The sequence below is a fragment of the Minwuia sp. genome (assembly GCF_048007105.1).
Lineage (GTDB): Bacteria > Pseudomonadota > Alphaproteobacteria > Minwuiales > Minwuiaceae > Minwuia.
The window spans coordinates 2,770,710-2,795,642 of record NZ_CP180352.1 but is presented as its reverse complement, the minus strand read 5'-3'; the positions used below and the strand labels follow the sequence as shown (position 1 = coordinate 2,795,642).

Sequence of the window (24,933 nt, the reverse complement as noted above, 5' to 3'; positions counted from 1 at the left end):
CCGCCTGTCAAGAAGCCGGCGCGCCGACCGCAACACATGCCATGGTTGCAACCCGACCGCCAGCCGGGCGGCATTGTCCTTGACCTGTCAATGATCTCGCACGCGGCGCGTCCATGATTTACGGAACCTTCACCTCTTTCGGTTGTGCTTGGGGATCAGAGGTGTTGCCAGGCGCGGCGCGCCGCCCGCAAGTCAGACTGGCACCGTGAAACCCGACACCGTCATCCTGGAATCGCGCAACTTCCGGCGCACATTCCTCCCCCTGCCGCCGGATCCGGCGCTGGGACCCAACCTGCTACGTGTCTGGTCGTACTGGAACGAGCTGAAGGGAGACCTGCCGGGGCCGCCACGGAACGCCATCGACCCGGCTGACCTGACATCCTGCCTGCCCGGGCTGATGCTGATGCAGCCGGAAGGCACGCCGCAACGATTTCGTCATCGTCTGGCCGGTACCGCCGCCGAATCGGTGCATGGCCGCCCGCTGACCCGGATCTACATCGACGAGATGCAGCCGGAGAGCTTCGCCCGTTCGGTGCATGCCGATCTGACCAGGGTGGTGGAAGAAAGAACGCCCCAGCTGGCCCGCCTCTCCTTCGAGAACCGCGAGGGCAAGCCGCGGCAGTTCGAATCGCTCAGGCTGCCGCTGTCCGACGATGGAGAGAGGATCGACATGATCCTCGTCTATGTGAGGTTCCGGCAGGGCTGAGCCCTGCTGCATCGCCGCCAGCAACACTGCACGCACGGCACTCCCGAACCACGCGACATCTCCGGTGATCCTGGCGGTGTCCACGAAGTCTCTTCTCAACGACGCCGTCGCACTTCGACGACCGGCTCGGAGAGAAGCCCCGACCTGCCGAATAGCACCGCTGCCCCGAGCGCCCTTCCCCCGCCGCTGCGGCCCGCGTAGATTGCCCGCATCACTCGCAACGCGGTCTGGGGAGGGCGCGGCATGGGCGTCTATACGCACGAGCACCACGAGATCATCCGGTCGGCGAAGAAGCTGATCGAGGAGGAGATCAATCCCCATGTCGACGACTGGGAGGCCGACGGCGCGTTCCCGGCGCATGAGGTCTTCCGGAAGTTCGGCAAGCTGGGCTTTCTCGGCATCCACAAGCCCGAGGCCTATGGCGGGCTGGGACTGGACTATTCCTACAACCTCGCCTTTGCCGAGGCGCTGGGCCATATCGACTGCGGCGGCGTGCCCATGGCCGTCGGCGTTCAGACCGACATGGCGACGCCTGCGCTGGCGAAGCACGGCTCCGACGAGCTGCGCGCCGAGTACCTCGCCCCCGCCATCGCCGGCGACATGGTGGCCTGCATCGGCGTCTCCGAACCCGGCGCCGGATCCGACGTCGCCTCGCTGAAGAGCTACGCGAAGAAGGACGGCGGCGACTACGTCATCTCCGGCCAGAAGATGTGGATCACCAACTCATGGCAGGCCGACTACATGACCATGCTGGTCAACACCGATCCGGACGGCCACATCCACCGCAACAAGTCGCTGATCGTCGTGCCGATGGACAGCCCCGGCATCGAGAAGGCGAAGAAGCTCGACAAGATGGGCATGCGCTCCTCGGACACCGGGCTGATCTTCTTCGACGAGGTCCGCGTGCCCCAGAGCAACCGCATCGGCGACGAGGGCAAGGGCTTCACCTACCAGATGGAGCAGTTCCAGGAAGAGCGCATGTGGGCCATCGCCTCGGGACTTCCCGGCCTGGAGAAGGCGATCCAGGAGACGATCGAATACACCAGCCAGCGCATCGCCTTCGGCAAGCCGTTGATCAACAACCAGGTCATCCACTTCCGTCTGGCCGAGATGCAGACCGAGGTCGAGATGCTGCGCTCCCTGATGTACCGCTGCATCGAGGAGTATGTCGCCGGCGAGGACATCACCAAGCTGGCCTCCATGGGCAAGCTGAAGGTCGGCCGGCTGAAGCGGGAGGTCTATGACGGCTGCCTGCAGTATTTCGGCGGCATGGGCTTCATGAACGAGACCCCTATCAGCCGCCGTTACCGCGACGGCCGCCTCGCCTCCATCGGCGGCGGCGCCGACGAGGTGATGCTGTCGATCATCTGCAAGTACATGGGCACCCTGCCCGGCAAGAACCAGAAGACGGACGACCAGGACCAACGTTGAAGCCCGGCACCTGCTGTCATGCCCGCCTTGTGCGGGCATCCGGTCGAACCATCGAATTCGCGGCGAAGCCGCACCGGACCCCCGCATGAAGCGGGGGTGACAGTGAGAAGCGGGCCGGAAAGCGCGGAGCAAATGCGACCATGACCATCAAGACCCTGCTGATCGCCAACCGCGGCGAGATCGCCTGCCGCGTCATCCGCACCGCGAAGCGGCTGGGCATCGCCACCGTCGCCGTCCATTCGGAGGCCGATGCCGGCGCGCCGCATGTGCAGATGGCGGACCGGGCGGTGCTGATTGGTCCGGCGGCGGTGGGCGAAAGCTATCTGGTCGCGACGAAGATCATCGACGCGGCGAAACTGACCGGCGCCGACGCCATCCATCCGGGCTACGGCTTCCTGTCGGAGAACGCCGGTTTTGCGCAGGCCTGCGCCGATGCCGGCATCACCTTTGTCGGTCCGCCGATCCCGGCCATCGACCTGATGGGCGACAAGGCGCGCTCGAAGCTGCGCATGATCGACGCCGGGGTGCCCACCGTCCCCGGCTATCAGGACGAGGACCAGTCGGACGGGAAACTGCTGGCCGAGGCGGAGCGGGTCGGCTTCCCGCTGATGGTCAAGGCCAGCGCCGGGGGCGGCGGCCGCGGCATGCGTCTCGTCGAGGATCCGGCGAAGCTGGAGCGGGCGCTGAAGACGGCGCGGTCCGAGGCGAAGAACGCATTCGGAGACGACCGGCTGATCCTGGAGAAGGCCGTCATCGAACCGCGCCACGTGGAGATCCAGGTCTTCGCAGACAGTCAGGGAAACGTCATTCATCTGGGCGAACGCGACTGCTCGGTCCAGCGCCGCCACCAGAAGGTGATCGAGGAAGCCCCCTCGCCCGCTGTCACACCCGAAATCCGGGCCGCCATGGGCGAGGCGGCGGTTCAGGCCGCGAAGTCCATCGGCTATCTGGGCGCCGGCACCGTGGAGTTCCTGCTCGACCGCGACGGCAATTTCTACTTCCTGGAGATGAACACCCGCCTGCAGGTGGAACATCCGGTCACCGAACTGATCACCGGGCAGGACCTGGTCGAATGGCAGATCCGGGTCGCCGAGGGCGAACCGCTGCCGCTCTCGCAGGATGAGGTGACGCTTTCCGGCCACGCCATCGAGGTCCGGCTCTACGCCGAAAGCCCGCCGAAGAATTTCCTTCCGCGCACCGGGACGGCGCATCTCTGGCGCGAGCCTTCCGGTGAAGGCGTGCGTACCGATGCTGGTCTGCGCGAAGGCCAGGAGATCACGCCCTTCTACGATCCGATGATTGCCAAGATCATGGCGCACGGCCCGAGCCGCGAAGCCGCCCGCGCCCGGCTGATCCGGGCGCTGCAGGGCACCGTGCTGCTGGGCGTCGAGACCAACCGGCGCTTCCTGATCGAGGCGCTGGGCGACGAGGTCTTCGCCGGTGGCGGCGCGACCACCGCCTTCATCGGCGAGCGCTTCCCGAAGCAACGGCTAGCGCTGGCCGCGCCCGCTCCGGCGGAAATTGCGCTGGCCGCCGTGCTGTTGTTCGACCGGCAGCGCAGCGACGCCCCGAAGGCCCTTCTCGGCTGGCGCAGCTCCGGCCAGACGCCGCGCAGCCCGATGATCGTGCGCATCGGCGAGGACGATCATGCGGCCAGCGTCGTCTGGCATGGCGGCGAGGACCACGAGGTCACTGTCGGCGATGAAATCTTCGTCTTCGAAGGTCTCTGCATCGGCGGCAACGAGGCAGCCTGGCGCCGCGGCGGCGCGACCGAACGCGTCTGGTTCGCGGAAAGCGGCGGACGCATCCTGATCCAGACCGCGACCCACGACTTCGCCGCCGAGGAGACGACCTATATCGACCGCGCTGCCGAGGCCGCGGCTTCCGACGGCGCTGTCGTCTCGCCGATGAACGGCCGCGTGCTGCGGATCGAGGTCACTGCGGGCGATACGGTCAAGAAGGGCCAGCTGGTCGCCGTGCTGGAAGCCATGAAGATGGAGCACGAGATCGTCGCGCCCGTCGCAGGCACCGTCGCCGAAGCGCCCGTTGCCGCCGGTCAACAGGTCGGCTCCAACGCCCTGCTGGTCCGGATCGATACGGGCGAGGGCTGAGCCATGGCCTGGAAACGCATGTGCCTCGAGATCGGCATGGGCACGGACATCCGCGGCGGCGACAGCACCAAGGCCGCCGTCCGCGCGCTGAAGGACGCACTCTGGCGCAACGCGCTGACCATCGGTCCTGCCATCGGCCAGGACGCCGACGACATGCGGGTGAAGGTCTGGATCGGGGCGCCGAACCCCGAGAGCGTCGACAAGGCCCAGATCCTCGCCGTCCTGCCCCACGGCGCCGGCGAGGTCGAGGTCGTCGAAGGCGGCCTCGTCATGCCGAACGATCCCGGCACCGACGTCACGGTGATGGCCCATGCCGCCGCCGAGGTCTTTCTGAACGTGGGAGACCCGGCATGAGCGGCCCGCGCGCCATTCTGGAGATGGGCGCTGGCACCGATCTGCATGGCCGCGACTACACCAAGGCCGCCATCCGGGCGGTGCAGAACGCCCTGCAGCACAGTTCACTGACCTTCGTCCGCACGCTGGGCATCGACCCGTCCGAAATGACCGTGGACGTCACCATCGGCGTCCAGAAGCCGGATCAGGTCGATTGCGGCCGCGTCGCCGAGGCGCTGCCGGTCGGCAAGGTCTCGGTCACGGCCACGCTCGGCGGGCTGGATGTCAACGATGCGGAGAACAACGACCTCGCGGTGATCGCGAGCGCCATGATTGCGGTCCGGCTTCCGGCCTGACCCGAAGGAGACGACATGACCATTTCAGCCGATATCAACGACCTCTGGGCCGCGGGCGAGCGCGTCGCCGCCAAGCTGAAGGCGCGCGGCGAGACCGTCGCGGTGATCGAGAGCTCCGCCGGCGGTCTGATCTCGGCCGCGCTGCTGCGCGTGCCCGGGGCGTCGGCCTATTTCCTGGGCGGCGGCGTGATCTACACGAAGACGTCGATCCGCGAATTCGCCGGGCTGGACATGAAGCAGCTCTGGAAGGAGCACAAGATCCGCTCCAGCTCCGAGCCCTTCGCGAAGCTGCTGTCGGAGCGCATCCGCGCCAGCCACGAGACCACCTGGGGCCTCGCCGAAACCGGCGCCGCGGGGCCGGGCAACGGCTATGGCGACGCGGCCGGGCACAGCTGTCAGGCCGTGACCGGACCGGCCAATGTCGTGGTCACGCTGGAGACCGGCGAGGAAGACCGCGGGGACAACATGGTCCGCTTCGCCATCCACGCGCTGGACCTGTTCGCCAGGCAGCTCGACGAACCGCTGACCGCCTGATCCGCGGGCTCAGAAGCCCATTGCGCAGCCGTCCTTGCGCGGGTCGGAACCCGCGGCCATCGTGCCGTTGCGGTAGTCGATCATGATCGCCTGCGCGCCGCCCCAGGGCATTTCGGGAGTTTGGGTCTCGTGGCCGAGCGCCGCCAGCCCCTGACGCACGTTGTCGGGGACCGAACGCTCGACATCCAGCTTGCCGGCGACGTGGAAAGTGCGCGGGCAGTCGATCGCCTCCTGCACATCCATGCCGTAGTCGAAGATGTTGGTGAGCAGATGCGCGTGGCCGACCGGCTGATAGCCGCCGCCCATGACGCCGAAGCTGATCTCGCAGCGCCCGTCCCCGCCCAGCACCATGCCGGGGATGATAGTGTGCAGCGGCCGCTTGCGCGGGGCAACGCAGTTCGGGTGTTCCTTGTCGACGACGAAGCCGGCGCCGCGGTTCTGCAGCAACACGCCCGACTTCGGCGCGGTCAGGCACGACCCGAAGGAGAAATAGAGCGAGTTGATGAAAGAGACCGCGTTGAGGTCGCGGTCGACCACCGTCAGATAGACGGTATCGCGGTAGACCGGGCCGGTGACCTTGGCCGGATCGGCCATGGCCTTGCCGAGCGAGATCTTCTCCCGCAGTTCGGCGGCCAGTTCTTCCGACAACAGATGCTCGACCGGCACGTTGGACTGACGCGGGTCGGCGACATACTTGTCGCGCTCCGCGAACGCCAGCCGCGTGGCCTCGGCCTCGATATGCAGCCGCTCGACGCTGACCGGGTCGTAGGCCTCCAGATCGAAGCCCTTCAGGATGTTCAGCATCAGAAGCGCGGTGACGCCCTGCCCGTTCGGCGGGATCTCCATGATCTGCCGGCCCGCATACTCGCTGGAGATCGGATCGACATAGTCGCAGGCCTGGGCTGCCAGATCGTCCAGCTCGTGCACGGCGCCGTGGCTCTGCAGATGGGCGACGATGTCCTCGGCCACCGCGCCCTCGTAGAAGCCCGCCCGGCCCTTGCTCGCGATCGCTTTCAGCGTGCCGGCAAGCTCGGGCGATCTCCACACCTCGCCCGCCGACGGGCTGACGCCGTCGCGGAGATACTGGGCCGCGGAGCTGGCATCCAGCGACAGCCGCTTCACATTGCGCGACCAGTCGACCGAGATGCGTGGCGTAACGGCGAACCCGCTCTCGGCATAGGCGATGGCGCGCTGCAGCACCCGGTCGATGCCCATGGTGCCGTGGTCATCCAGCAGCCGGCACCATGCGTCCACCGCGCCCGGCACGGTCACCGAATGCGGGCTTTCCAGACCGATGCTGTCGATGCCCTGATCCAGCAGGTGATCGGCGGTCAGCTTCGCCGGCGCGTGGCCGGACCCGTTGAGACCGATGACCGGACCCTGCCCGCCCTTCTGCAGCAGCACGAAGCAGTCGCCGCCGATGCCGGTCGACATGGGTTCGACGACGCACTGCACGGCGCAGGCCGCGACCGCCGCGTCCACGGCATTGCCGCCGGCCTGGAGAATCTCCATCGCCGCGAGGGTGGAAAACGGATGGCTGGTCGCCGCCGCACCGTTCGTCGCATGGACGACGGAACGGCCTGGTTGCTGAAGATCGCGCAAATTGGCCTCCCGGAAGGACGAGACGGCCTTCCTATCACGCTCTCGACGGATTGGGGAAGCGCCGCTCAGACACGCGGGCCGGCCGCCCGTCCCGGACGCCAGTGTTCCAGCGCCTTGTTCAGTTCCGCCTCGTTGATCGGCTTGGCAAGGTAGTCGTCCATGCCGGCGTCGAGGCACATCTGCTTGTCCTCGGCCATGGCGTTGGCGGTCAGCGCGACAATCGGCAGGTCGAGGTCGCCGCCATTGATCTCGCGGATCTTCCGCGTGGCCTCCAGGCCGTCGACCTCGGGCATGTGGATATCCATCAGAACGAGGTCGAACTCGTCCTTCTTGACCGCCTCGATCGCCTCCGCCCCATTCACCACTGCAGTGACCTGGTGGCCGTGCTTGCCGAGCAGGGCAAGCGCCAGCATCTGGTTGATCTCGTTGTCTTCGGCCAGAAGGATCCGGAGCGGCCCCGACGAGACTTCGGCCGCCGGCTTCGCGGCCGCCGCGGCTTCCACCGCTTCCGGAATGTCGGACTCAGGCTCCTCGACGATATGCCGCTGCAGCGACTGACGCCGGATGGGCTTGGTGAGATAGGCGTCGAAACCGGCCTGTTTCAGGTCGTCCGTGTCGCCGCGCCGCGTTGCCGGCACTGAAACGACCAGACGGGTGCCGGCCAGGGCCGCATCCTTGCGCACCTCGGCTGCGAAGGCCTCAGGTGTCATGTCCGAAACGGCACCGTCATAGAGCACCGCGTCATAGGCCTCGAAGGTGCCTGCGGCCTCACGCAGTTTCTGCAGCGCCAGCGCGCCATTCGCCACGGCATCGGCCATGCCGCCGGAATCGATGATGTGGTCGCTCAGCACCCAGCGACTGACATGGTTGCCGTCCACGATCAGCACCCGGGCGCCGGCCAGCGAGTTCTCTTCCTGGGTCTCGACGGCGCCGCGGGCGCGCTGCAGCTTGATTTCGAACCAGAAGGTGCTGCCCTGCCCCGGCTCGGAGATGATGCCGATCTGGCCGTCCATCTTCTGGACGATGCGCTTGGTGATGGCGAGGCCCAGGCCGGTGCCGCCATAGCGGCGAGAGACCGAGGAATTGACCTGGGTAAACTCCTCGAACAGGGTCTTCTGCTTTTCGGGCGGGACACCGATGCCGCTGTCGATGACCTCGACACGCAGGGTCACCGTCTTCTTCGCCTCGGCCATCTTGCGGATGGCGATGACCACGCCGCCTTCGTGGGTGAACTTGACGGCGTTGCCGACCAGATTGACCAGCGCCTGCCGCAGACGGCCGGGATCGCCGACCAGATGCCGCGGCACGTCGGGGTCGATCTGGGTCACCAGTTCGATGCCCCGCTCGAACGCCTTTGGGGCCAGCAGTTCGGCGATCTTCTCGGCCAGGCCGGCGATGTCGACGTCGATCTCCTCCAGCTCCAGAAAGCCGGCCTCGATCTTGGAGAAGTCGAGAATGTCGTTGATCAGGGTCAGCAGCGACTGACCGGACTCCTGAACCGCCTCGGCGTAGTTCTTCTGCTCGGCCGTCAGCCGGGTGTCCAGCAGCAGGCTGGTCATGCCGATGACGCCGTTCATCGGCGTCCGGATCTCGTGACTCATGGTCGCCAGGAAGCCCGACTTGGCGCGGTTGGCGGCCTCGGCGAGATCGCGGGGCTCGGCCAGTTCCTGCTCCTGCACCTTGCGGTCCGTGATATCGCGTCCGACCCGCTGGATTTCCAGGATCCGGCCGTCCGGATCACGCAGCGCTACATCCTCCCACGAGATCCAGCGGAAGCCGTTGTCGGTGCGGACGCGCTGATCGTAGACGCGGCGGTAGGGGGGCAGCAGCACGGCATCGAGATCGAACGGCTCAGAGCCTTCGTCATCGGAGACTTCCGGCGAGAAGGACTGGCCGATTGTGGCGTCGCCGCCGAGCCCGAAGCTGCGTGTCAGCGCCTCATTGGCGAAGGTCAGCTTGCCATTGGTGCCCAGGCGCATGATCAGGTCGTGCTGGGTCTCGACAAGACCGCGATAGCGTTCCTCGTTGGCGCGCAACGTCGCGTTCATGTCGTTCAGCGCCTCGACGGTCTCCGACAACCGGTCGGCCATCTCCCCCATCCGGCGTGCCTGGACGTTCAGGCGCATGTATTTCCGACGGGCGTCCTCGATCAGGATGCCCATGACCAGGACCACGACGATGACGATGGCGCTGATCGACTTCGGACCGAGCGTGATGTCGTCCTCACCGGCGAACAGGTCGGCGTTGAAGATCCAGACGATCGCGGCAATCCCGGCAATGACCAGCAATGGCCCGAAATAGCGCAGCCGTCCAAGGCTGTGCCGCCGTTGAATCCGATCCTGTCCGATATCGATCACGCGGATCTCCGCTCAGGTCCCCGTTTCGCGAAATTGTACCATATCGCGACCCCTTTGCCGCCCGCGGGGCAGCAAACCCCAAATAGGATGCAATTTCCGTGCTGACAGTTGAAAAATGGTGAGCAACTGCCCGTCGTCACAGGATTTTCCGCGAACGGCGCGGAAATGCCACGTCAGTTGACAGGTCCGCGTCTGCGGTATGTGAGTGCTTCGGCAATGTGGGGACGGGCGATCGTGTCGGCGCCGGCGAGGTCGGCGATGGTGCGTGCCACCCTGATGACACGGTTGTAACCGCGCGCCGACAGCTTCAGCCGGTCGGCCGCATCGGTCAGCAATTGCTGCGCGGCCGGTTCGGGTGTCGCCACCTCGATCAGCGCCTCCCCGTCCACCTCGGCATTGGTGCGGGCCTTCAGGCCGAGGCGTTCGGCGCGGCGGGTCTGAACCCTGCGCGCCGAAGAGACCCGTTCGGCCACGGTGTCCGATCCTTCCGCCGCCGGCGGCAAGGCGAGATCGGCAGCGGAGACGGCCGGCACGTCGATGATCAGGTCGATGCGGTCGATCAGGGGGCCGGAAATCTTCGCCTGATAGTCGGCGGCGCAGCGCGGGGCGCGGCTGCAGGCGCGCTCGGGATCGTCCAGATGCCCGCAGCGGCAGGGATTCATGGCGGCCACGAGCTGCACCCGCGCCGGATAGGTGACATGGGCATTGGCGCGCGCCACCACGGCCTCAGCCGTTTCAAGCGGCTGACGGAGCGCCTCAAGCGCCGGGCGCGGGAACTCCGGCCTTATGTAGCAGACACACCTGTTCCGAAGTGGATCAGGTTGCTGCGCGACAAGGCAGAAAGGGGAACGCTATGATCCAAGGATGCTGGATTGGGTCGGGAACTGGTGGCAGCGGCAACGGGGGAGAGTGCGCTTTCCCGCACTTGGCCTCGTCGGCTACGGCCTTCTGTGGCTCCTGGACCGCGCAGCAACGCTGCTCTACGAGCAATGGCTGGAGACCAGCGGCACCGACAAGGAATTGGCCAGCAGAGGGGAACGCCTGATGTCCCTCCTCTCTGACTTCCTTTCAAACGAGTATGTCATTGGAGCCGCAGCCGCCACGGCGGTTTGGGTTGTCGTATCAGTGGTCGCTGACAGGAATTGTGGCAAATCCGGGAACGTCGCCAAGGGCAAGAAACCGACGCCCGAGTTCATCGATATTCTCCGGCACGACAGGGCGCTTGCGACACGCGCCGACAGCGAGGCCGATCTGCTATCCCAGGCGCTCTCGCAAGATGTCGTGATAGCGCAAATGGCGGTCGATCTTCCTGCGGGCCTTGAAGGCCATGCGGTCGGTCTGGAAACCGCCTTGCGTGAGGCGATCACCGAGCACGGAGACGGGCAATTGTCATTCGAGCGGCAAGTGGCCTACCGGGCCCGGCTCCGCGAACATCTTGTAATGCTCAAAGGGAACGACATTCGCGTTTTTGCCTACGAGCACGAAAAGACCCTTCCGGAACGCTGGTCGGAACGAGAACCCGGCGACGAGTGGACCTGGGAGCGCCAGCTAGTCATCGCCTTTGGCCCCGCCGATGCTGAGTCCGTAGAAGTCGAGATCGACAACGGCCAGCCGAGGCGAGTTCCCTACGAGCCGCAGTTCTAGGACTCACTAAGCCGAAGACTGGTGCAGCCAACCGCCTCTAGACACTGCACCATGAAGACAGCCGTGAACTTCCCGCGCGCCAACTTGTTGCGCACGTTCGGCTCTGTCTCCTTCACTCCAATCTCCGCCAGCTTCTCGACCAGTTGGGCATAGGTCACGCCCCGGCGCTTTAGCTCGGCCTTGAGCAGCCCCTTTACCCGGTCTTCCCATTCCTTCTGATCTGGCATTCAAGCCTCCGTTATGGCGAATGCCATCATATAAGATGCTTTTGCCCTTGTCATCGCCACATATCGCCATTATATACGATGCATAAGCATCGGAAATGGTGACATGTCGCAGCACTTCCTTCTCTCAGCCAAGGCCCGGACGCTCAGCGTCGTGAAGGTCGCGCGTATGAGCGATGAAGAAGCGCGTCAGGTCTTCCGTTCGATCCGCTGGGCCGATACCGATGGCGAGCCGGTTTGCCCGCAGTGCGGCTGCGCTGCCTGCTACGAGTACAAGTCCCGCCCGATCTTCAAGTGCAAGGGCTGCGGCCACCAGTTCAGCGTCACCAGCGGCACGATCTTCGCCAGCCGCAAGCTGCCTGTCCGCGACTACCTGCTGGCCATCGCGATCTTCGTGAACGCGGTCAAGGGCATTTCCGCCCTGCAATTGGGCCGCGATCTGGATGTGCAGTACAAGACGGCTTACGTCCTGGCGCACAAGCTGCGGGAAGCCATGGCGGCGGATCATGCCGACATGACACTCTCCGGTGAGGTTGAGGTCGATGGCGCGTATTTCGGCGGCTATGTGAAGCCGGAGAACCGGAAGGAAGACCGCAAGGATCTCCGCTTGAAGCGCAACCAGACCGGCAAGCGCCGCGTCGTGGTCGTCATGCGGGAACGCGGTGGCCGCACCCTCCCGTTCGTCTTCAAGCACGAGAGCGACAGCATTGAGACTATCCGCGCCCGCGTCGAGACCGGAACCACTGTCATTGCCGATGAGGCTTCAAGCTGGGATGCGCTGCACGCCCGTTACGATACTCGCCGGGTCAATCACTCGGTTGCGTTCATGGATGAGGGCGTCTGCACCAACATGGCGGAAAGCTACTTCTCCCGCCTGCGCCGCGCCGAGATCGGCCAGCATCACAAGATCAGCGGCGCATACCTCTACGCTTACGCGGGCGAGATGGCTTGGCGGGAAGACCATCGCCGCATGGATAATGGCAAGCTGTTCGCCCTGACCGCTGCGGCAGCGGCGGCGCATCCGGTCAGCCGGGCTTGGAAGGGGTATTGGCAGCGGTAGGCCCCAGATGTGCACGCACGGAAGGCCGCACACACAAGATGTCGGATTTTCCTGTTGCCCGGAGATAGTTAACCGTCTAGGAATCCGATTCGTCATAAACGGCAAGAGGCCGGGAACTCCCACTCCCGGCCTCTCAGTCGTTGTCCGCAAAAAGTTTGGTGGAACCGCTGCGGACAGGTCTCATATGACGTGTGCAATATGCACGCCGAGTCCTCATGGTCAAGCGGTTCCTTTCTCTAGTGCGGCGATGCCGCAGAAAGGCGATGACCAGTGTCTACGCAAGTGAAATGGACCGGAGCATCCGGCATAGAGTACACGTTTTTTGTTCGTCCAATTGGTGACGACTATCTCCCGGTCGGCGGCGTGTATGTGCTTTGCCGAAAGACCGCAGGCCTACTCCCGAATCGGTGGGATGCGCTCTACGTAGGTCAGACGGAAAACCTCAATGACCGTCTCTATGTCCGCATCGGGCAGCACGAGGGGTACAAACGCGCCATCCAGTATGGGGTCACACATATCGGTCAGTTCCGGGTCGACAGTTCTGCCGACCGCCTTCGGATTGAAACTGATCTTCGGCATGGGCTTGATCCTATCTGCAATCGTCAGGGTATCCCAACAGGTCTTAACGATCTGTTCTGAGTGAGCAAGGGGGCGGGCTTCGGCTCGCCCCTAAGCCACACTCCAAACCAACAGCCCCTCCGGCCCATGCTCTGATTTGAGCACGCCCCGTGTCCTGTGGTGGCGCAGGATGGACATGACGCGCTTGGTGACGGTCTTCCGCATCCGCTGGTCATTGGTGTTCATGCCGCGCGCTGCCATGGTGTGCAGGGCGATCTCCGGGGCCGTCATGCGCCGGTGCTGCCTCAGGGCGGACAGGATGATGCGTGTCATCTCGCCCTGCGCTGCGCCCTGCCTCGGGGGCATCGGTTTGGGCCGCACGTCCTGTAGGTCTATGTCCGGATCGAAGACGCGGATGGTGTGGTCGATGCTGTCCAGGTCGATGAGCAACTGCCGAACGCGATCCTGCGTTGCCTCAATGTCACCGGCCAGTTCGGATCGCTTGCGGAGTAGCCCGGAAATCGTGTGTTCCATGGCCGGAAATGCTAGAATCCCTGCGGATTCAACACCACTGAGGAAAAGGTGTGTTTGCTACACAATCCCGGGGAACTCCGGCAGCTCGTCGAGGAACAGCACGCCGCGGTGCGCCAGGCTGATCTCGCCCGGTTTCACGCGCAGGCCGCCGCCGACCAGCGCCGGAGTCGAGGTGGAATGATGCGGGTTGCGGTAGGGCCGCCGCCGGCTCAGCCGGCCTTCGGCCAGTTCGCCGGCGAGGCTGCGGATCATCGAGACCTCCAGGGCCTCGGCCGGCTCCAGCGGGGGCAGCAGGCCCGGCAACCGCGCCGCCAGCATTGACTTGCCCGACCCTGGCGGGCCCATCATCAACAGATTGTGGCCGCCGGCCGCCGCAATCTCCAGCGCCCGCTTGGCGCTTTCCTGTCCCTTGATGTCGCGCAGATCCGGACCGCCGGCCCCGGTATCGACGGGACCGGGCGCAGGCGGCTGCAGAACCTGTGTCCCCTTGAAATGATTGACAATGGCCAGCAGGTCGCGCGCCGCGACGATATCGAGATCCCCGGCCCAGGCCGCTTCGCCGCCGCAGGCCGCGGGGCAGATCAGCCCCATGCCCTGCTCCGCCGCCGCGACGCCCGCCGGCAGCACACCGGCAACCGGCGCGATCTGCCCGTCCAGTGCCAGTTCGCCGAGCGCCATGTAGCCGGCCATCTCCTCCGCCGGCAGCACGCCCATCGAGGTCAACAGCGCCAGCGCGATGGGCAGGTCGTAGTGGCTGCCTTCTTTGGGCAGGTCCGCGGGCGACAGGTTCACCGTGACCCGTTTCGCCGGCAGGCTGAGCCCGATGGAGTCCAGCGCCGAGCGGACGCGCTCCTTGCTTTCGGCCACGGCCTTGTCGGGCAGGCCGACGATGGTTATGGCCGCCATCGCCGGCGACATCTGCACCTGGACATCGACATGCCGGGCGCGAAACCCCTGAAAGGCGACTGTGGCGATACGGGCGACCATGACGGCGCAACCATAGCTGTAGCGCATTCAGAACGAAAGCAGAACTTTCACCGCCGTCATCCGACCGCGCAGCCGCCGCGATTGCGCCGCATTCAGGTTGAAAGTAGGTCTCCCATCGGGTTCGCCCGGCAATTGCGGAGATGACGTCATGCAGATCGCGGTCCTGACCTTCGAAGGCTTCAACGAACTCGACTCCTTCGTCGCCGCCAGCATTCTCAACCGCCTGAAGCCCAAGGGCTGGAAGGCATGGATCACCTGCTCCGCCGATACGGTCACCTCGATGAATGGCGTTACTGTCGAGGCGCAGAAGCCGCTGGAGTTCGCCCGCGAGGCCGACGCCGTCATCGTCGGCAGCGGTATCATGACCCGCGCCATCGCGCAGGACACGGCGCTGCTCGACCGGCTGCAGTTGGACCCGGCACGCCAGATGATCGGGGCCCAGTGCTCCGGCACGCTCCTGCTCGCCAGACTCGGCCTGCTGGGCGGGCGCCCCGCCTGCACCGACCTGACCACGAAACCCTGGGTCATCGATGCCGGCGTCCGGGTGCTGGATCAGCCCTTCCACGCCGACGGCAACATCGCCACCGCCGGCGGCTGCCTGGCGTCGCAATACCTGGCCACCTGGCTGATGCTGGGTCTGGGCACGCGCGAAGACGCGGAGGCGGCGCTGCACTACGTGGCGCCGGTCGGCCAGAAGGAGGAGTACCTGTTGCGGGCGATCGGGGTGGTCGGCCCGTTCCTGCAGCCACCGGCGATGCTGGCCGGCGCCTGACGAACGGCGTCAGATTTCGATCTCGAGCACCAGGGCGGGTTCGGCCGGAAATGCCGGACGGGCGCCGGACAGCAGCCAGTCATAAGCCTCGTCCAGGGTCCGGAACGATCGGAGATCGATGCCCGACGACGGATCTGCGACCGCTTCGTAGAGTTTCAGCAGGGCGCGCTTTCCGGCGTCATCGACGACATGCGCGGTGCGCGGATTTCGGCGCCGGCCCGCCGCCTCGCGCGAACGCATGGCAATTTCCTTGAGCGCCCCGACATCGATGCCGCTGACATTGGCCGCCCGGAGATCCCAGACCGAGTTGGCCGTGCCATGCGGGCCGAAATGGCCGTCGCCGGCGCGGACGATGGCATCGAGTGTCATCTCTCCGATCAGTGTGAACAAGACGATGTCGGCGGCAGGGTCGTGCCGAATCTCGATGCGATCCATTCTCATCTGTTAACCGAGCCCTCCGGCCCGGGCAAGCGGCAAGGCGACCGGCATCAAGTCATGTACCGGATCCGGAACGACATCGGATATGCGAGGGGCCGCCTGCGCTGACCGGCGGGCCGGGACGACACGTTGCAGATGGTCACCGGGCGCGACGCATGGCGCGGATCTGTCTTTCCGCCGTCATGCTCTCGAGCCAGCCACGGGCCTGACGGGCGGTGATGAAAAAGCCGAACTGAACCGGCGACCCCTTCATTTCCGCGACGGCCTGAAACACACGGGCCAAATTGAGTTGCAGGTCGTCCCGCACCAGGATTGCGGTGTAGCGGCGGCGGGCGGATGGACGGAAGCCCCGCTCCGGACCGTAGGCCGCGAGCATGTCCCGGATGGTCAGTTCCGATGTGTCGGCAGATGTGAAATCCCAGATCGCCTTGTCGACGGTACGACGGCGATGGAACGCGTCCGCAACCGAAACGGCCTCCCGCATATCGACGCGGCCTGACACGGTGAACGTGACCACGTCGCCTTCCGCACTCAACTCGACAGATATGGTCATGACCACTCGAACTACGCGAACACCTCAGTACGGGACCATGACACGGATCATTCCTGCACGCAAAAGATGAGGCCAGGCAACGGCCCTTCCATCGACGGGAACGGGTTGCCGGCGGGACCGGCTAGGTCTGGTCGACTGCCGACCCGCCCCTGGCGCCGGTCCAGTCCAGCGCGTCGTCCATGGAGCGGAACACCTCCATCTGCATGCCACCGCCGGCGTTTCGGACCATGGCGCGGTAGAGATGGGCCAGGCCTGTATGCAGGTCGCTTCCAATGACGATTGCCATGCGGTGCGTCTCGGGCCGGTGCGGGTTCTTACGGTCCTTGATGTAGGCGCAGGTCATGTCGTCCAGCGTGAGTTCGGAGGCCTCAATCTCTGTCAGATTCCAGATCACCCGGGCCGTGCCATGCTGCGCGTAGTGGGAGTCGGACAAGGCGAACGACTCCCGCAGGTCGAGAGCGCCTTTCGGGGTGAAGATGACCAGATCGTGTTCGGGACGGTGGCAGGTGAGAATGCGCATCGGTTCGGCTGTCGCGGAGGCGGAGCGCCAAACCTAGTGCCGCAGCGTTAAGGAAGGACGAACAGGGAGCCTGGCAACCGAGGAAAACGGTGGAGCTAGTAGGCGTACTCAGCGAACACCCTGGTGACGTCGCCTGCCCACTCGCCTTCGTACTTCGCCATCATCTCGTCGGCCAGCGTGCGGCCCTCGGCGACCATGTGCTTCAACGTGCCCAGGAAGTGGCGTTCGTCCTGTCCCATCTGGTCCTCGCGCGCCCGGGCGCCGAGGCCCTTCTCCGCGATGGTCAGCATGTCGGCGGCCACTTCCCGGACGGTCCGGCCGTCCGGCGTCGCCGCGGCAAAGCCCTGCGTCGGCACCGCGGCGCGCAGCGCATCGACATCGGCTGCGGTCCAGGTCTTCACCAGATCCAGCGCCGCATTCTGCGCCGGCTGATCGTAGAGCAGCCCCACCCAGATCGCCGGCAGCGCGCAGATCCGCGCCCACGGACCGCCATCGGCCCCGCGCATTTCCAGGAACTTCTTCATCCGGACTTCGGTGAAGACGGTGGTCAGGTGGTTGTCCCAGTCCTTCAGGGTCGGTTTGTGGCCGGAATAGCCGGGCAGCTTGCCGGCCAGGAAATCGCGGAACGACTGGCCCGCCGTGTTGATGTACTTCCCGTCCCGGAAGACGAAATACATCGGCACGTCCAGCGCGTAGTCGACATAGCGTTCGAAGCCGAAACCGTCATCGAAGACGAAGGGCAGGTTGCCGCAACGGTCCGGGTCAGTGTCGGTCCAGACGTCGGAGCGCAGGCTGACCATGCCGCCGGTCTTGCCTTCCTTGAACGGCGAGTTGGCGAACAGGGCGGTGGCGACAGGCTGCAGCGCCATGCCGACGCGGAACTTCTCCCGCATGTCCTTCTCGGAGCCGAAGTCGAGGTTCACCTGCACGGTGCAGGTGCGGAACATCATGTCCAGTCCCTTGGAGCCCTTCGTCGGCATGTAGGCCTTCATGATGTCGTAGCGGGCCTTGGGCATGGTGTCGAAGTCAGCGCGCGTCGCCGTCGGGTGGAAACCCATGCCGATGAAGCCGATGCCGAGTTCGGCCGCGACCTGCTTCACCTGGTCCAGATGGGTGTTCACCTCGGTACATGTCTCATGAAGGTTCTTGAGCGGCGCGCCGGAGAGCTCGAACTGTCCGCCCGGCTCCAGGCTGATGGTCTGCCCTTCCATGTGCATGGCGATGGTGAAGCCGTTCTCGACCACCGGCTGCCAGCCGAAACGTTCCAGACCGTCGAACATCGCCTTCACACCGGCGGGTCCGTCATATGGGATGGGCTGCAGGGTCTCGAGATTGAAGCCGAACTTCTCGTGCTCGGTACCGATGCGCCAGTTCTCGCGCGGCTTGGACCCGGATTCGATATAGGCCACCAGCTGATCGCGGTTCTCGACCACTGTCGAGGAGAGGGCCCGCCCCTCCTCAGAATCGATCATGGTCGACATGCACGGCTCCGTCTTCCTCACCCAAGTGCCTGCGAACCTAGGGCGGATTCGAGCAAAAGGGAATCCGCGCTCGGTCGCACCCCCTACCCGTCGCCGTCGCGCCAGTCGCCCAGATGCGCCTGCCAGACCGAAAGGGCCGCGAAGGCCGCCGTGTCGGCGCGCAGAAGCCGCGGTCCCAGGCTGACCGGAACCGCCTGGGCGAGCCCCCGGACAAGCGTCTGTTCCTCCGGCGAAAAGCCGCCCTCCGGCCCGATCAGCACCGCCCACCTGCCGCCCGGCGCCTTGCCGGCCAGCGCCTGCGCGATGGGCGCCGCGTTCGCACGTTCGTCGGCGTAGAGCAGACTGCGGTCCGACGGCCATGCGGCCACGATGTCGGTCAGCTTCACCGGATCGTGTACCGCCGGCAGGGTCAGCCGCTCGCATTGCTCGGCGGCCTCGCGGGCATTGGCCTGCAGCCGCTCGGTGTTCACCCGCGCGACCACGGTCCTCTCGGTCAGCACCGGACGGATCTCCGACGCGCCCAGTTCCCCGGCCTTCTCGGCGATGGCGTCGATGCGCTTGCCCTTGATCGGGGCGAACAGCAGCCAGAGATCGGGTTCGGCCACCTGCGGCCTGAGCCGGTCCATGACCGCGATGTCAACGCGGCTCTTCGAGACATGGTCGATGGCGGCCCGCCACTCCCCGTCGCGGCCGTTGAACAGCTTCAGCGTCGCGCCATGCCCCAGCCGCATGACGTTCTTCAGGTAATGGGCCTGATCCTTCTCCAGCGCGATCTCGGCGTTCTCGGCCAGATCGGCGTCGATGTAGAGGCGGGGCTCGGCGGACATTCGGGCTTCCTTGCTCTCGTTACGCTGGTCCGGCATGCCCTGTCCGCATGCGGCGGGGCTGTGAACGGCGCCGGTCCTGCCCTATCCTTGTAGCAATGAGAGACGAACCCGGGGAGGGTCCGATGACCGCCGAAGCTGCCGCCACGAACGAAGACATCCTGCTGCGCGAGGACCGCGACGGGATCGCCTGGCTGACCCTGAACAGGCCCAACGCCTTCAACAGCCTCTCGCGCCCGCTGATCGCGCGGCTGCAGGAAGAGCTGGACCGCATGGCCGACGACCCGTCGGTGCGGGTGATCGTGCTCGCGGGTGCGGGGCGCGGCTTCTGCGCCGGCCACGACCTCCGCGAGGTCCGCGGCAACCAGGACAACCAGCCCTTCATCAAGGAACTGGTCGGGGCCTGCTCCAACATGATGCAGACCATCGTGCATCACCCCAAGCCGGTGATTGCCCGCGTGCACGGCATCGCCACGGCGGCGGGCTGCCAGTTGGTCGCCAGCTGCGATCTGGCCATCGCCGAGGACGGCGCGCGTTTTGCGACGCCGGGGGTGAATATCGGCCTGTTCTGCCACACGCCCATGGTCGCGCTGTCGCGCAATGTCAGCCGCAAACACGCCATGGAAATGCTGCTGACCGGCGAAATGATGGATGCCGATGACGCGGTGCGTTTCGGCCTGATCAACCGCGCCGTCCCGGCGGCCAAGCTGGATGAAGCGGTGCGCGAGATGGCGGGCCGGATTGCCTCGAAATCCTCCTACACGCTGAAGATCGGCAAGCGCGCATTCTACGACCAGCTGGAACAGCCCGACCTGAAGAGCGCCTATGATCACGCCTCCATCACCATGGTGGAGAACATGGCCGCGCGGGATGCCGCCGAGGGCATCCAGGCTTTCATCGACAAGCGCGAGCCGGTCTGGGAGGACCGCTGAGGCCATGCCCGACACCGCCGCCCTGCCCGACGAGGTCTACGCCGACGACGAGATCCGCAGCGTGCTGCGGGAGTGCCGCACCATCGCCATGGTCGGCGCCTCCGCCAACTGGAACCGCCCCAGCTTCTTCGCGATGAAGTACCTTCAGGAGAAGGGCTACCGCGTCATTCCGGTGAACCCGAAGGAGGAGGCGGCGGGCAGCGAGATCCTGGGCGAGAAGGCGGTGGCGGGCCTGAAGGACATTGACGTGCCCGTCGACATGGTCGATTGCTTCCGCAACTCCGACGCCATCCCGCCCATTGCCGACGAGGCCATCGGGATCGGCGCCAAGGTGCTCTGGCTGCAGCTCGGCGTCCGCCATGACGAGGCCGCCGCCAAGGCGCGCGCCGCGGGCCTCACCGTGATCCAGAACCGCTGCCCCAAGATCGAGTACGGCCGCCTCTCGGGCGAGATCGGCTGGATGGGGGTGAACACCGGCGTGATCTCCTCGCGGCGGAACCGACGGGTATGAAGACGATCGACCGCATCGTCGAACCCGTCAGCCTGCGCGACGCCGATCCGGAGCAGCGCGCCGTGCTGGACGACCTCCGCAAACAGTGGTCGAAGGTGCCGATGTCCTTCGCCTTCATGGCCGCGCAGCCGGACGCGCTGAAGGCGTTCTCGGCTTTCTCCCGATCGGTCATCTACGACTGCCCGCTCGACCCGAAGCTGCGGGAAATCGTCTATCTGCGCACGGCCATGTTGGCCGGCTGCAAGCTCTGCGTCGCCAACCACACGGCAGAAGCGCGGAAGGAAGGCGCCAGCGAAAGGCAGATCGCGGAGCTCGACCGGGCCGCGGACAGTGACGCCTTCACCGCGCTGGAGAAGGACGCCATCCGCTACGCCGAGCATGTTGCCGGCAAGCCGGGCCGGACGCCCGAGGACCTGCTGGCGCGGCTGCGCGACGGGCTGGGCAATGACGGCGTCATCGCGCTCACCCAGGTGATCGGTCTGGCGAACCTGTTCTCGCGCTTCAACAATGCGCTGCACACCTATGACGAGGCCGACTACGCCTGACGCACATTGCGCCCGGCTGCCTGCCCCTGCCATGCTCGGGCCGCCGAGGGAGGGGCAGAGATGACAACCAAGAACGACTACGGATTCGAGACCATCGCGATCCATGCCGGGGCCGCCCCGGATCCGGTGACCGGCGCGCGCGCCACGCCGATCTATCAGACCACGTCCTATGTCTTCGAGGATGTCGATCAGGCCGCGAGCCTGTTCAACCTGCAGACCTTCGGCAACATCTACTCCCGCCTGACCAACCCCACCGTATCGGTGCTGGAGGAGCGCGTGGCGACGCTGGAGGGCGGCGCCGCAGCCTTGGCCGTCGCCTCGGGCCACGCGGCACAGATGGTGCTGATGTTCGCGCTGCTGGAGCCGGGCGAGAATTTCATCGCCTCGACCAAGCTCTATGGCGGCTCGATCACCCAGTTCGGCGTCACCTTCCAGAAGATGGGCTGGACGTGCAAGTTCGCCGACCCGGACCGGCCCGAGGACTTCAAGGCCCGGATCGACGAGAAGACCAAGGCGATCTTCATCGAATCCAGTTCAAACCCGGGTGGCGTCATCACCGATATCGAGGCCTTCGCGAAGATCGCCCATGACGCCGGCATTCCGCTGATCGTCGACAACACCTGCGCGACGCCCTGGGGTTGCCGCCCGTTCGAATGGGGCGCCGACCTGATCACCCATTCGGCGACCAAGTATCTCGGCGGGCACGGCAACTCCGTCGGCGGCGTGATCGTCGAAAGCGGCGAGTTCGACTACGCCGCGAGCGGCCGCTTCCCCTCTGTCGCCGCCCCCTGCCCCGCCTATCACGGGCTGAATTTCTACGAGACCTTCGGCCGTTTCGCGGTGACGGCCTACAGCCGGGCGGTGGGCCTCCGCGATCTCGGACCGGCGCTCTCGCCGTTCAACGCCTTCATGCTCCTGACGGGCATCGAGACCCTGCCGCTCCGGATGGAACGCCACGTCGCCAATGCCCTGAAAGTCGCACAGTGGCTCAAGGGGCACGACAAGGTTTCCTGGGTCTCGCATCCGGGCCTGCCGGACAGCAAGTACCGGGAATTACAGGAGAAATACCTGCCCAGGGGAGCGGCTCCGCTGTTCACCTTCGGACTGAAGGATGGCTACGAGGCCGGCATCCGGCTGGTCGAGGCGGTCAATATTTTCTCGCACCTCGCCAATATCGGAGACACGCGCAGCTTGATTTTGCACCCCTCCTCCACCACCCACCGCCAGTTGACCGAAGAACAACAGAATGCAGCCGGTGCGGGGCCTGATGTAGTCCGAATATCGATCGGCATCGAGACCGTCGAAGACCTGATAGCCGATCTTGACCAGGCTTTGTCTCAGGTCTGAATACTTCGGAATGCTTGCCAAGCCGGAAGATAAGTGAGACCGTAGCGCCTTCGTACCACTCCTTCGGGCGAGGAGTTGCAGATTGGCGACGGTTCTGGCGATCGCGAACCAGAAGGGCGGCGTGGGCAAGACCACGACCGCCATCCATCTTGCCGCCGCCTTCGCCGTCGCCGGTCAACGCACCCTTCTGATCGACCTCGACTCCCAGGCCAACGCCACCTTCGGGCTGGGCGTGGACGAGGCCACCGACGACACGCCGGGCATCTATGCCGCCCTGGCCGGGCAGCCGGTCGCCGCCGACTGGTGCCGCCGCACCTCGGTCGTCGGGCTGGAGATCCTGCCAGCCTCGCTTGAACTCGCCGGCCTGGACATCGAACTCGCGCAGGACCGGGACGCCCCGGCACGGCTGCGGCGGGTGATCGAGCGGCTGGCGCCGTCCTTCGACTGGATCGTCATCGACACCCCGCCCTCGCTCGGCGCGGCGCCCGTATCCGCGCTCGGCGTCGCCGATCTGGTCCTGACGCCGCTTCCCCCGGAACGGTTCGCGGTCGAAGGTCTCCGCAGGCTGGAACACACCATGGCGCGGCTGAGGCGTGCGGGCCGGATCACTGCGCCCGATCCGCTGATCCTGTTCACGCGGGTCCAGCCCTGGCTCGAGGCGCATGTGAGCCTGGTGTCGCAACTCCGCGCCGAACTGGGCGAGCGCGCGCTCGTCGCCTCGGTTCCCTTCTCCGCATCGATGGAGGAAGCGACGGAGCACCGGTTGCCGGCATTCCTCGACCGGGCCGGCGGCGCGGCCGGCAACGCCTATCTCTATGCCGCCGCCGAAGTCATGCTGCTCCGCCAGGAGCGCATACCCTCGCCGCGCGAGATCGAGGTTCAGGTGCAGCGGATGCAGGCAACAATAGAGGACCGGCTGCCGGCGCCCGCGAGAAGCCGCCGTCCCGTACAGCCGGGCGGCGCCTTCGGGCCAGCCGTCGCCAACACCCCGGCCAGCTGGCTCTCCCGCCTGTTCCGCCGCCGCGAGCCGGTCTGACCCTCAGCCGCCGCGGGCCACGAAGAACGGATTCTCGAAGCCCGGCTTTCCGTAGCTCAGCGGCTTGCCGACATCGCCCCTCACGTCACCGCCCTCGATGACCTGCACGAGGCCCCCGGCGGCGGCCAGCACGGCATGGCCCGCAGCGATGTCCCACTCCATGGTGCGGCCGAGCCGCGGATACATGTCGGCCTTGCCCTCGGCGACACGGCATAGCTTCAGCGACGAGCCCGCCGAGACCAGCTCGAGTACCGGAACGTCCTTCAGATAATCGTCGGTGGCGCTGTCGCGGTGGGAACGGCTGGCGACCACGACATAGCCGTCATGATCGACGGGCCGGACCCTGATCGCCTCGGCTGCGCCCGCTCCGGAGCGGCGGAAGGCATTGCCCTTGCCGTAGCCCCAGTAGCTCTGGTCCAGCGCCGGCAGATGCACCGCGCCCAGGGTCGGCGCGCCGTTCTGGATCAGCGCGATGTTGACCGTGAACTCGCCGTTGCGGCTGATGAATTCCTTGGTCCCGTCCAGCGGGTCGACCAGGAAGAACCGCCCGCCGGAAATGTCCGGCACGCGGCCGGCGGCGACGGATTCCTCGGCGACGACCGGGATGCCGGTGCCCAGTTCGGCAAGCCGTTCCAGAATGATGGCCTCGGCCCGCTCGTCGGCCTCGGTCACCGGCGACGAATCGTCCTTCGTCTTCGCATCGAAATCGGTGCCGTAGATCTCCAGGATGGCGTGACCGGCCTCCTCGGTGATCTGGACGAGCGCCTCCGCCAGGGTCTTCTGATCCATCTCAGCGCCCTCCCGCGACGTCGATGAGCGCACCGTTGACATAGGAGGCGCCGTCCGAAAGCAGCCAGGCGACCGCCTCTGCCACTTCCGCCGCGCTGCCCGCCCGCTTCATCGGCACGTTGTCCTTGAACCGCTCGACCCGGTCCGCATCGCCGGCGCTGGCGTGGATCTCGGTCTCGATGAGGCCCGGACGGACGGCGTTGACGCGGATGCCTTCGGGACCGACTTCCCGGCTGAGCCCCAGCGTGAAGGTATCGATCGCGCCCTTGGTGGCGGCGTAGTCGACGAACTCGTTGGGCGAGCCGAGCCGGGCCGCCGCAGATGACATGTTGACGATGATGCCGCCCTCCCCGCCGTGCTTCGTCGACATGCGCTTGATGGCCTCGCGTGCGCAGAGGAAGGACCCGGTCACGTTGACGGCCAGAATGCGGCTCAGACGCTCGGCGTCCATTTCGTCGACGCGTGAGATCGGCTGGACGATACCGGCATTGTTGACCAGCGCCGTTACCTTGCCGAGCTCGTTCTCGACCAGGCGGAACATCGATTTCACCCCGGTCTCGTCGGAGACGTCGCAACCATGCGCGATCGCCTGCCCGCCGGCGTCCTCGATCTGCTTCACCACCTCCAGCGCGGCATCCCGCTTCGAGGTGTAGTTGACGCAGACGGCGTAGCCCTGCGCTGCGGCAAGGCGGCAGACCTGCGCACCGATGCCCCGGCTGCCGCCGGTCACGATCACCACACCCGCCAT

26 protein-coding genes and 2 pseudogenes are annotated in these 24,933 nt (G+C 66.0%); 14 read left to right on the top strand and 14 right to left on the bottom strand.

Annotated features, from left to right (window positions below):
- The first annotated feature begins 205 nt into the window (after positions 1–205).
- From ACMVY4_RS13510 to ACMVY4_RS13485, 6 genes are all read left to right on the top strand, one after another.
- Positions 206–706 (top strand): PAS domain-containing protein, encoded by a 501-nt coding sequence (locus tag ACMVY4_RS13510; protein ID WP_416896545.1) that lies wholly within the window; start codon positions 206–208, stop codon positions 704–706.
- 243 nt (positions 707–949) lie between these two features.
- A complete protein-coding gene (locus ACMVY4_RS13505) occupies positions 950–2,137 on the top strand; it encodes an acyl-CoA dehydrogenase family protein (RefSeq protein ID WP_416896544.1) in 1,188 nt (395 codons plus the stop codon).
- 140 nt (positions 2,138–2,277) lie between these two features.
- Positions 2,278–4,248 carry an acetyl/propionyl/methylcrotonyl-CoA carboxylase subunit alpha gene (locus ACMVY4_RS13500; protein WP_416896543.1) on the top strand — a complete coding sequence of 657 codons (1,971 nt, stop codon included), beginning with the start codon at positions 2,278–2,280 and terminating at the stop codon, positions 4,246–4,248.
- A 3-nt stretch (positions 4,249–4,251) separates the two neighbouring features.
- Positions 4,252–4,602 (top strand): Lin0512 family protein, encoded by a 351-nt coding sequence (locus tag ACMVY4_RS13495; RefSeq protein ID WP_416896542.1) that lies wholly within the window; start codon positions 4,252–4,254, stop codon positions 4,600–4,602.
- Positions 4,599–4,937: a Lin0512 family protein gene (locus tag ACMVY4_RS13490; protein ID WP_416896541.1), complete on the top strand. Its 339-nt coding sequence runs from the start codon at positions 4,599–4,601 to the stop codon at positions 4,935–4,937. The genes ACMVY4_RS13495 and ACMVY4_RS13490 overlap by 4 nt, the downstream gene beginning before the upstream one ends.
- Positions 4,938–4,970: 33 nt before the next feature.
- Entirely contained in the window at positions 4,971–5,471 is a 501-nt protein-coding gene (locus ACMVY4_RS13485; RefSeq protein ID WP_416900314.1) for a CinA family protein, read from the top strand.
- 9 nt (positions 5,472–5,480) lie between these two features.
- Here the strand turns inward: ACMVY4_RS13485 and ggt are convergent, their stop codons facing one another.
- From ggt to ACMVY4_RS13470, 3 genes and pseudogenes are all read right to left on the bottom strand, one after another.
- A complete protein-coding gene (gene ggt, locus ACMVY4_RS13480; RefSeq protein ID WP_416896540.1) occupies positions 5,481–7,073 on the bottom strand; it encodes a gamma-glutamyltransferase in 1,593 nt (530 codons plus the stop codon).
- A 65-nt stretch (positions 7,074–7,138) separates the two neighbouring features.
- Positions 7,139–9,430, bottom strand: a complete 2,292-nt coding sequence (locus ACMVY4_RS13475; RefSeq protein ID WP_416896539.1) for a response regulator — start codon at positions 9,428–9,430, stop codon at positions 7,139–7,141.
- Positions 9,431–9,603: 173 nt separating this feature from the next.
- A pseudogene (locus ACMVY4_RS13470) lies at positions 9,604–10,212 on the bottom strand (ATP-binding protein); the annotation flags it as partial.
- An 82-nt stretch (positions 10,213–10,294) separates the two neighbouring features.
- Here ACMVY4_RS13470 and ACMVY4_RS13465 point away from each other — a divergent pair.
- The gene (locus tag ACMVY4_RS13465; protein WP_416896538.1) at positions 10,295–11,074 is read left to right on the top strand and encodes a hypothetical protein; all 780 of its coding nucleotides are present in this window, start codon (positions 10,295–10,297) and stop codon (positions 11,072–11,074) included.
- Here ACMVY4_RS13465 and ACMVY4_RS13460 read toward each other — a convergent pair.
- Positions 11,071–11,301 carry a DUF6471 domain-containing protein gene (locus ACMVY4_RS13460; RefSeq protein WP_416896537.1) on the bottom strand — a complete coding sequence of 77 codons (231 nt, stop codon included), beginning with the start codon at positions 11,299–11,301 and terminating at the stop codon, positions 11,071–11,073. The two genes, ACMVY4_RS13465 and ACMVY4_RS13460, sit on opposite strands and share 4 nt — an antisense overlap.
- Before the next feature lie 103 nt (positions 11,302–11,404).
- Here ACMVY4_RS13460 and ACMVY4_RS13455 point away from each other — a divergent pair, with 103 nt between their 5' ends.
- Positions 11,405–12,358, top strand: coding sequence for an IS1595 family transposase (locus ACMVY4_RS13455; protein ID WP_416896536.1), 954 nt, complete (start codon positions 11,405–11,407; stop codon positions 12,356–12,358).
- 393 nt (positions 12,359–12,751) lie between these two features.
- Here ACMVY4_RS13455 and ACMVY4_RS13450 read toward each other — a convergent pair whose 3' ends face one another.
- The 3 genes and pseudogenes from ACMVY4_RS13450 to ACMVY4_RS13440 form a co-directional block, all read right to left on the bottom strand.
- A complete protein-coding gene (locus tag ACMVY4_RS13450) occupies positions 12,752–12,937 on the bottom strand; it encodes a hypothetical protein (protein ID WP_416896535.1) in 186 nt (61 codons plus the stop codon).
- 90 nt (positions 12,938–13,027) lie between these two features.
- Entirely contained in the window at positions 13,028–13,450 is a 423-nt protein-coding gene (locus ACMVY4_RS13445) for a hypothetical protein (RefSeq protein WP_416896534.1), read from the bottom strand.
- Positions 13,451–13,522: 72 nt separating this feature from the next.
- Positions 13,523–14,437: pseudogene (locus ACMVY4_RS13440) on the bottom strand (YifB family Mg chelatase-like AAA ATPase); the annotation flags it as partial.
- A gap of 148 nt (positions 14,438–14,585) precedes the next feature.
- Between ACMVY4_RS13440 and ACMVY4_RS13435 the strand changes: the two are divergent.
- Complete coding sequence (locus ACMVY4_RS13435) at positions 14,586–15,209, top strand: DJ-1/PfpI family protein (protein WP_416896533.1); 624 nt, start codon at positions 14,586–14,588, stop codon at positions 15,207–15,209.
- A gap of 9 nt (positions 15,210–15,218) precedes the next feature.
- On the opposite strand, the gene ACMVY4_RS13430 is transcribed toward ACMVY4_RS13435, so the two are convergent.
- From ACMVY4_RS13430 to ACMVY4_RS13410, 5 genes are all read right to left on the bottom strand, one after another.
- Positions 15,219–15,650 (bottom strand): hypothetical protein, encoded by a 432-nt coding sequence (locus ACMVY4_RS13430; protein ID WP_416896532.1) that lies wholly within the window; start codon positions 15,648–15,650, stop codon positions 15,219–15,221.
- Between the two features lie 136 nt (positions 15,651–15,786).
- Positions 15,787–16,164 carry a hypothetical protein gene (locus tag ACMVY4_RS13425; RefSeq protein WP_416896531.1) on the bottom strand — a complete coding sequence of 126 codons (378 nt, stop codon included), beginning with the start codon at positions 16,162–16,164 and terminating at the stop codon, positions 15,787–15,789.
- Between the two features lie 157 nt (positions 16,165–16,321).
- Complete coding sequence (locus ACMVY4_RS13420; RefSeq protein WP_416896530.1) at positions 16,322–16,720, bottom strand: hypothetical protein; 399 nt, start codon at positions 16,718–16,720, stop codon at positions 16,322–16,324.
- A gap of 95 nt (positions 16,721–16,815) precedes the next feature.
- On the bottom strand, positions 16,816–18,201 hold the full coding sequence (locus ACMVY4_RS13415; RefSeq protein WP_416896529.1) for a glutamate--cysteine ligase: 1,386 nt from the start codon (positions 18,199–18,201) through the stop codon (positions 16,816–16,818).
- Positions 18,202–18,284: 83 nt separating this feature from the next.
- On the bottom strand, positions 18,285–19,028 hold the full coding sequence (locus ACMVY4_RS13410) for a 16S rRNA (uracil(1498)-N(3))-methyltransferase (protein ID WP_416896528.1): 744 nt from the start codon (positions 19,026–19,028) through the stop codon (positions 18,285–18,287).
- A 122-nt stretch (positions 19,029–19,150) separates the two neighbouring features.
- On the opposite strand from ACMVY4_RS13410, the gene ACMVY4_RS13405 reads away from it, so the two are divergent.
- From ACMVY4_RS13405 to ACMVY4_RS13385, 5 genes are all read left to right on the top strand, one after another.
- Positions 19,151–19,957, top strand: coding sequence for an enoyl-CoA hydratase (locus ACMVY4_RS13405; protein ID WP_416896527.1), 807 nt, complete (start codon positions 19,151–19,153; stop codon positions 19,955–19,957).
- A 4-nt stretch (positions 19,958–19,961) separates the two neighbouring features.
- Positions 19,962–20,468 (top strand): CoA-binding protein, encoded by a 507-nt coding sequence (locus ACMVY4_RS13400; protein ID WP_416896526.1) that lies wholly within the window; start codon positions 19,962–19,964, stop codon positions 20,466–20,468.
- The gene (locus ACMVY4_RS13395; protein ID WP_416896525.1) at positions 20,465–21,013 is read left to right on the top strand and encodes a carboxymuconolactone decarboxylase family protein; all 549 of its coding nucleotides are present in this window, start codon (positions 20,465–20,467) and stop codon (positions 21,011–21,013) included. Before ACMVY4_RS13400 ends, ACMVY4_RS13395 begins: the two co-directional genes overlap by 4 nt.
- A gap of 60 nt (positions 21,014–21,073) precedes the next feature.
- Positions 21,074–22,360, top strand: coding sequence for an O-acetylhomoserine aminocarboxypropyltransferase (locus ACMVY4_RS13390; protein ID WP_416896524.1), 1,287 nt, complete (start codon positions 21,074–21,076; stop codon positions 22,358–22,360).
- 82 nt (positions 22,361–22,442) lie between these two features.
- Positions 22,443–23,396, top strand: a complete 954-nt coding sequence (locus tag ACMVY4_RS13385) for a ParA family protein (protein ID WP_416896523.1) — start codon at positions 22,443–22,445, stop codon at positions 23,394–23,396.
- A 3-nt stretch (positions 23,397–23,399) separates the two neighbouring features.
- Here ACMVY4_RS13385 and cysQ read toward each other — a convergent pair whose 3' ends face one another.
- The gene (gene cysQ / locus ACMVY4_RS13380; protein WP_416896522.1) at positions 23,400–24,185 is read right to left on the bottom strand and encodes a 3'(2'),5'-bisphosphate nucleotidase CysQ; all 786 of its coding nucleotides are present in this window, start codon (positions 24,183–24,185) and stop codon (positions 23,400–23,402) included.
- A gap of 1 nt (position 24,186) precedes the next feature.
- Positions 24,187–24,933, bottom strand: coding sequence for an SDR family oxidoreductase (locus tag ACMVY4_RS13375; protein WP_416896521.1), 747 nt, complete (start codon positions 24,931–24,933; stop codon positions 24,187–24,189).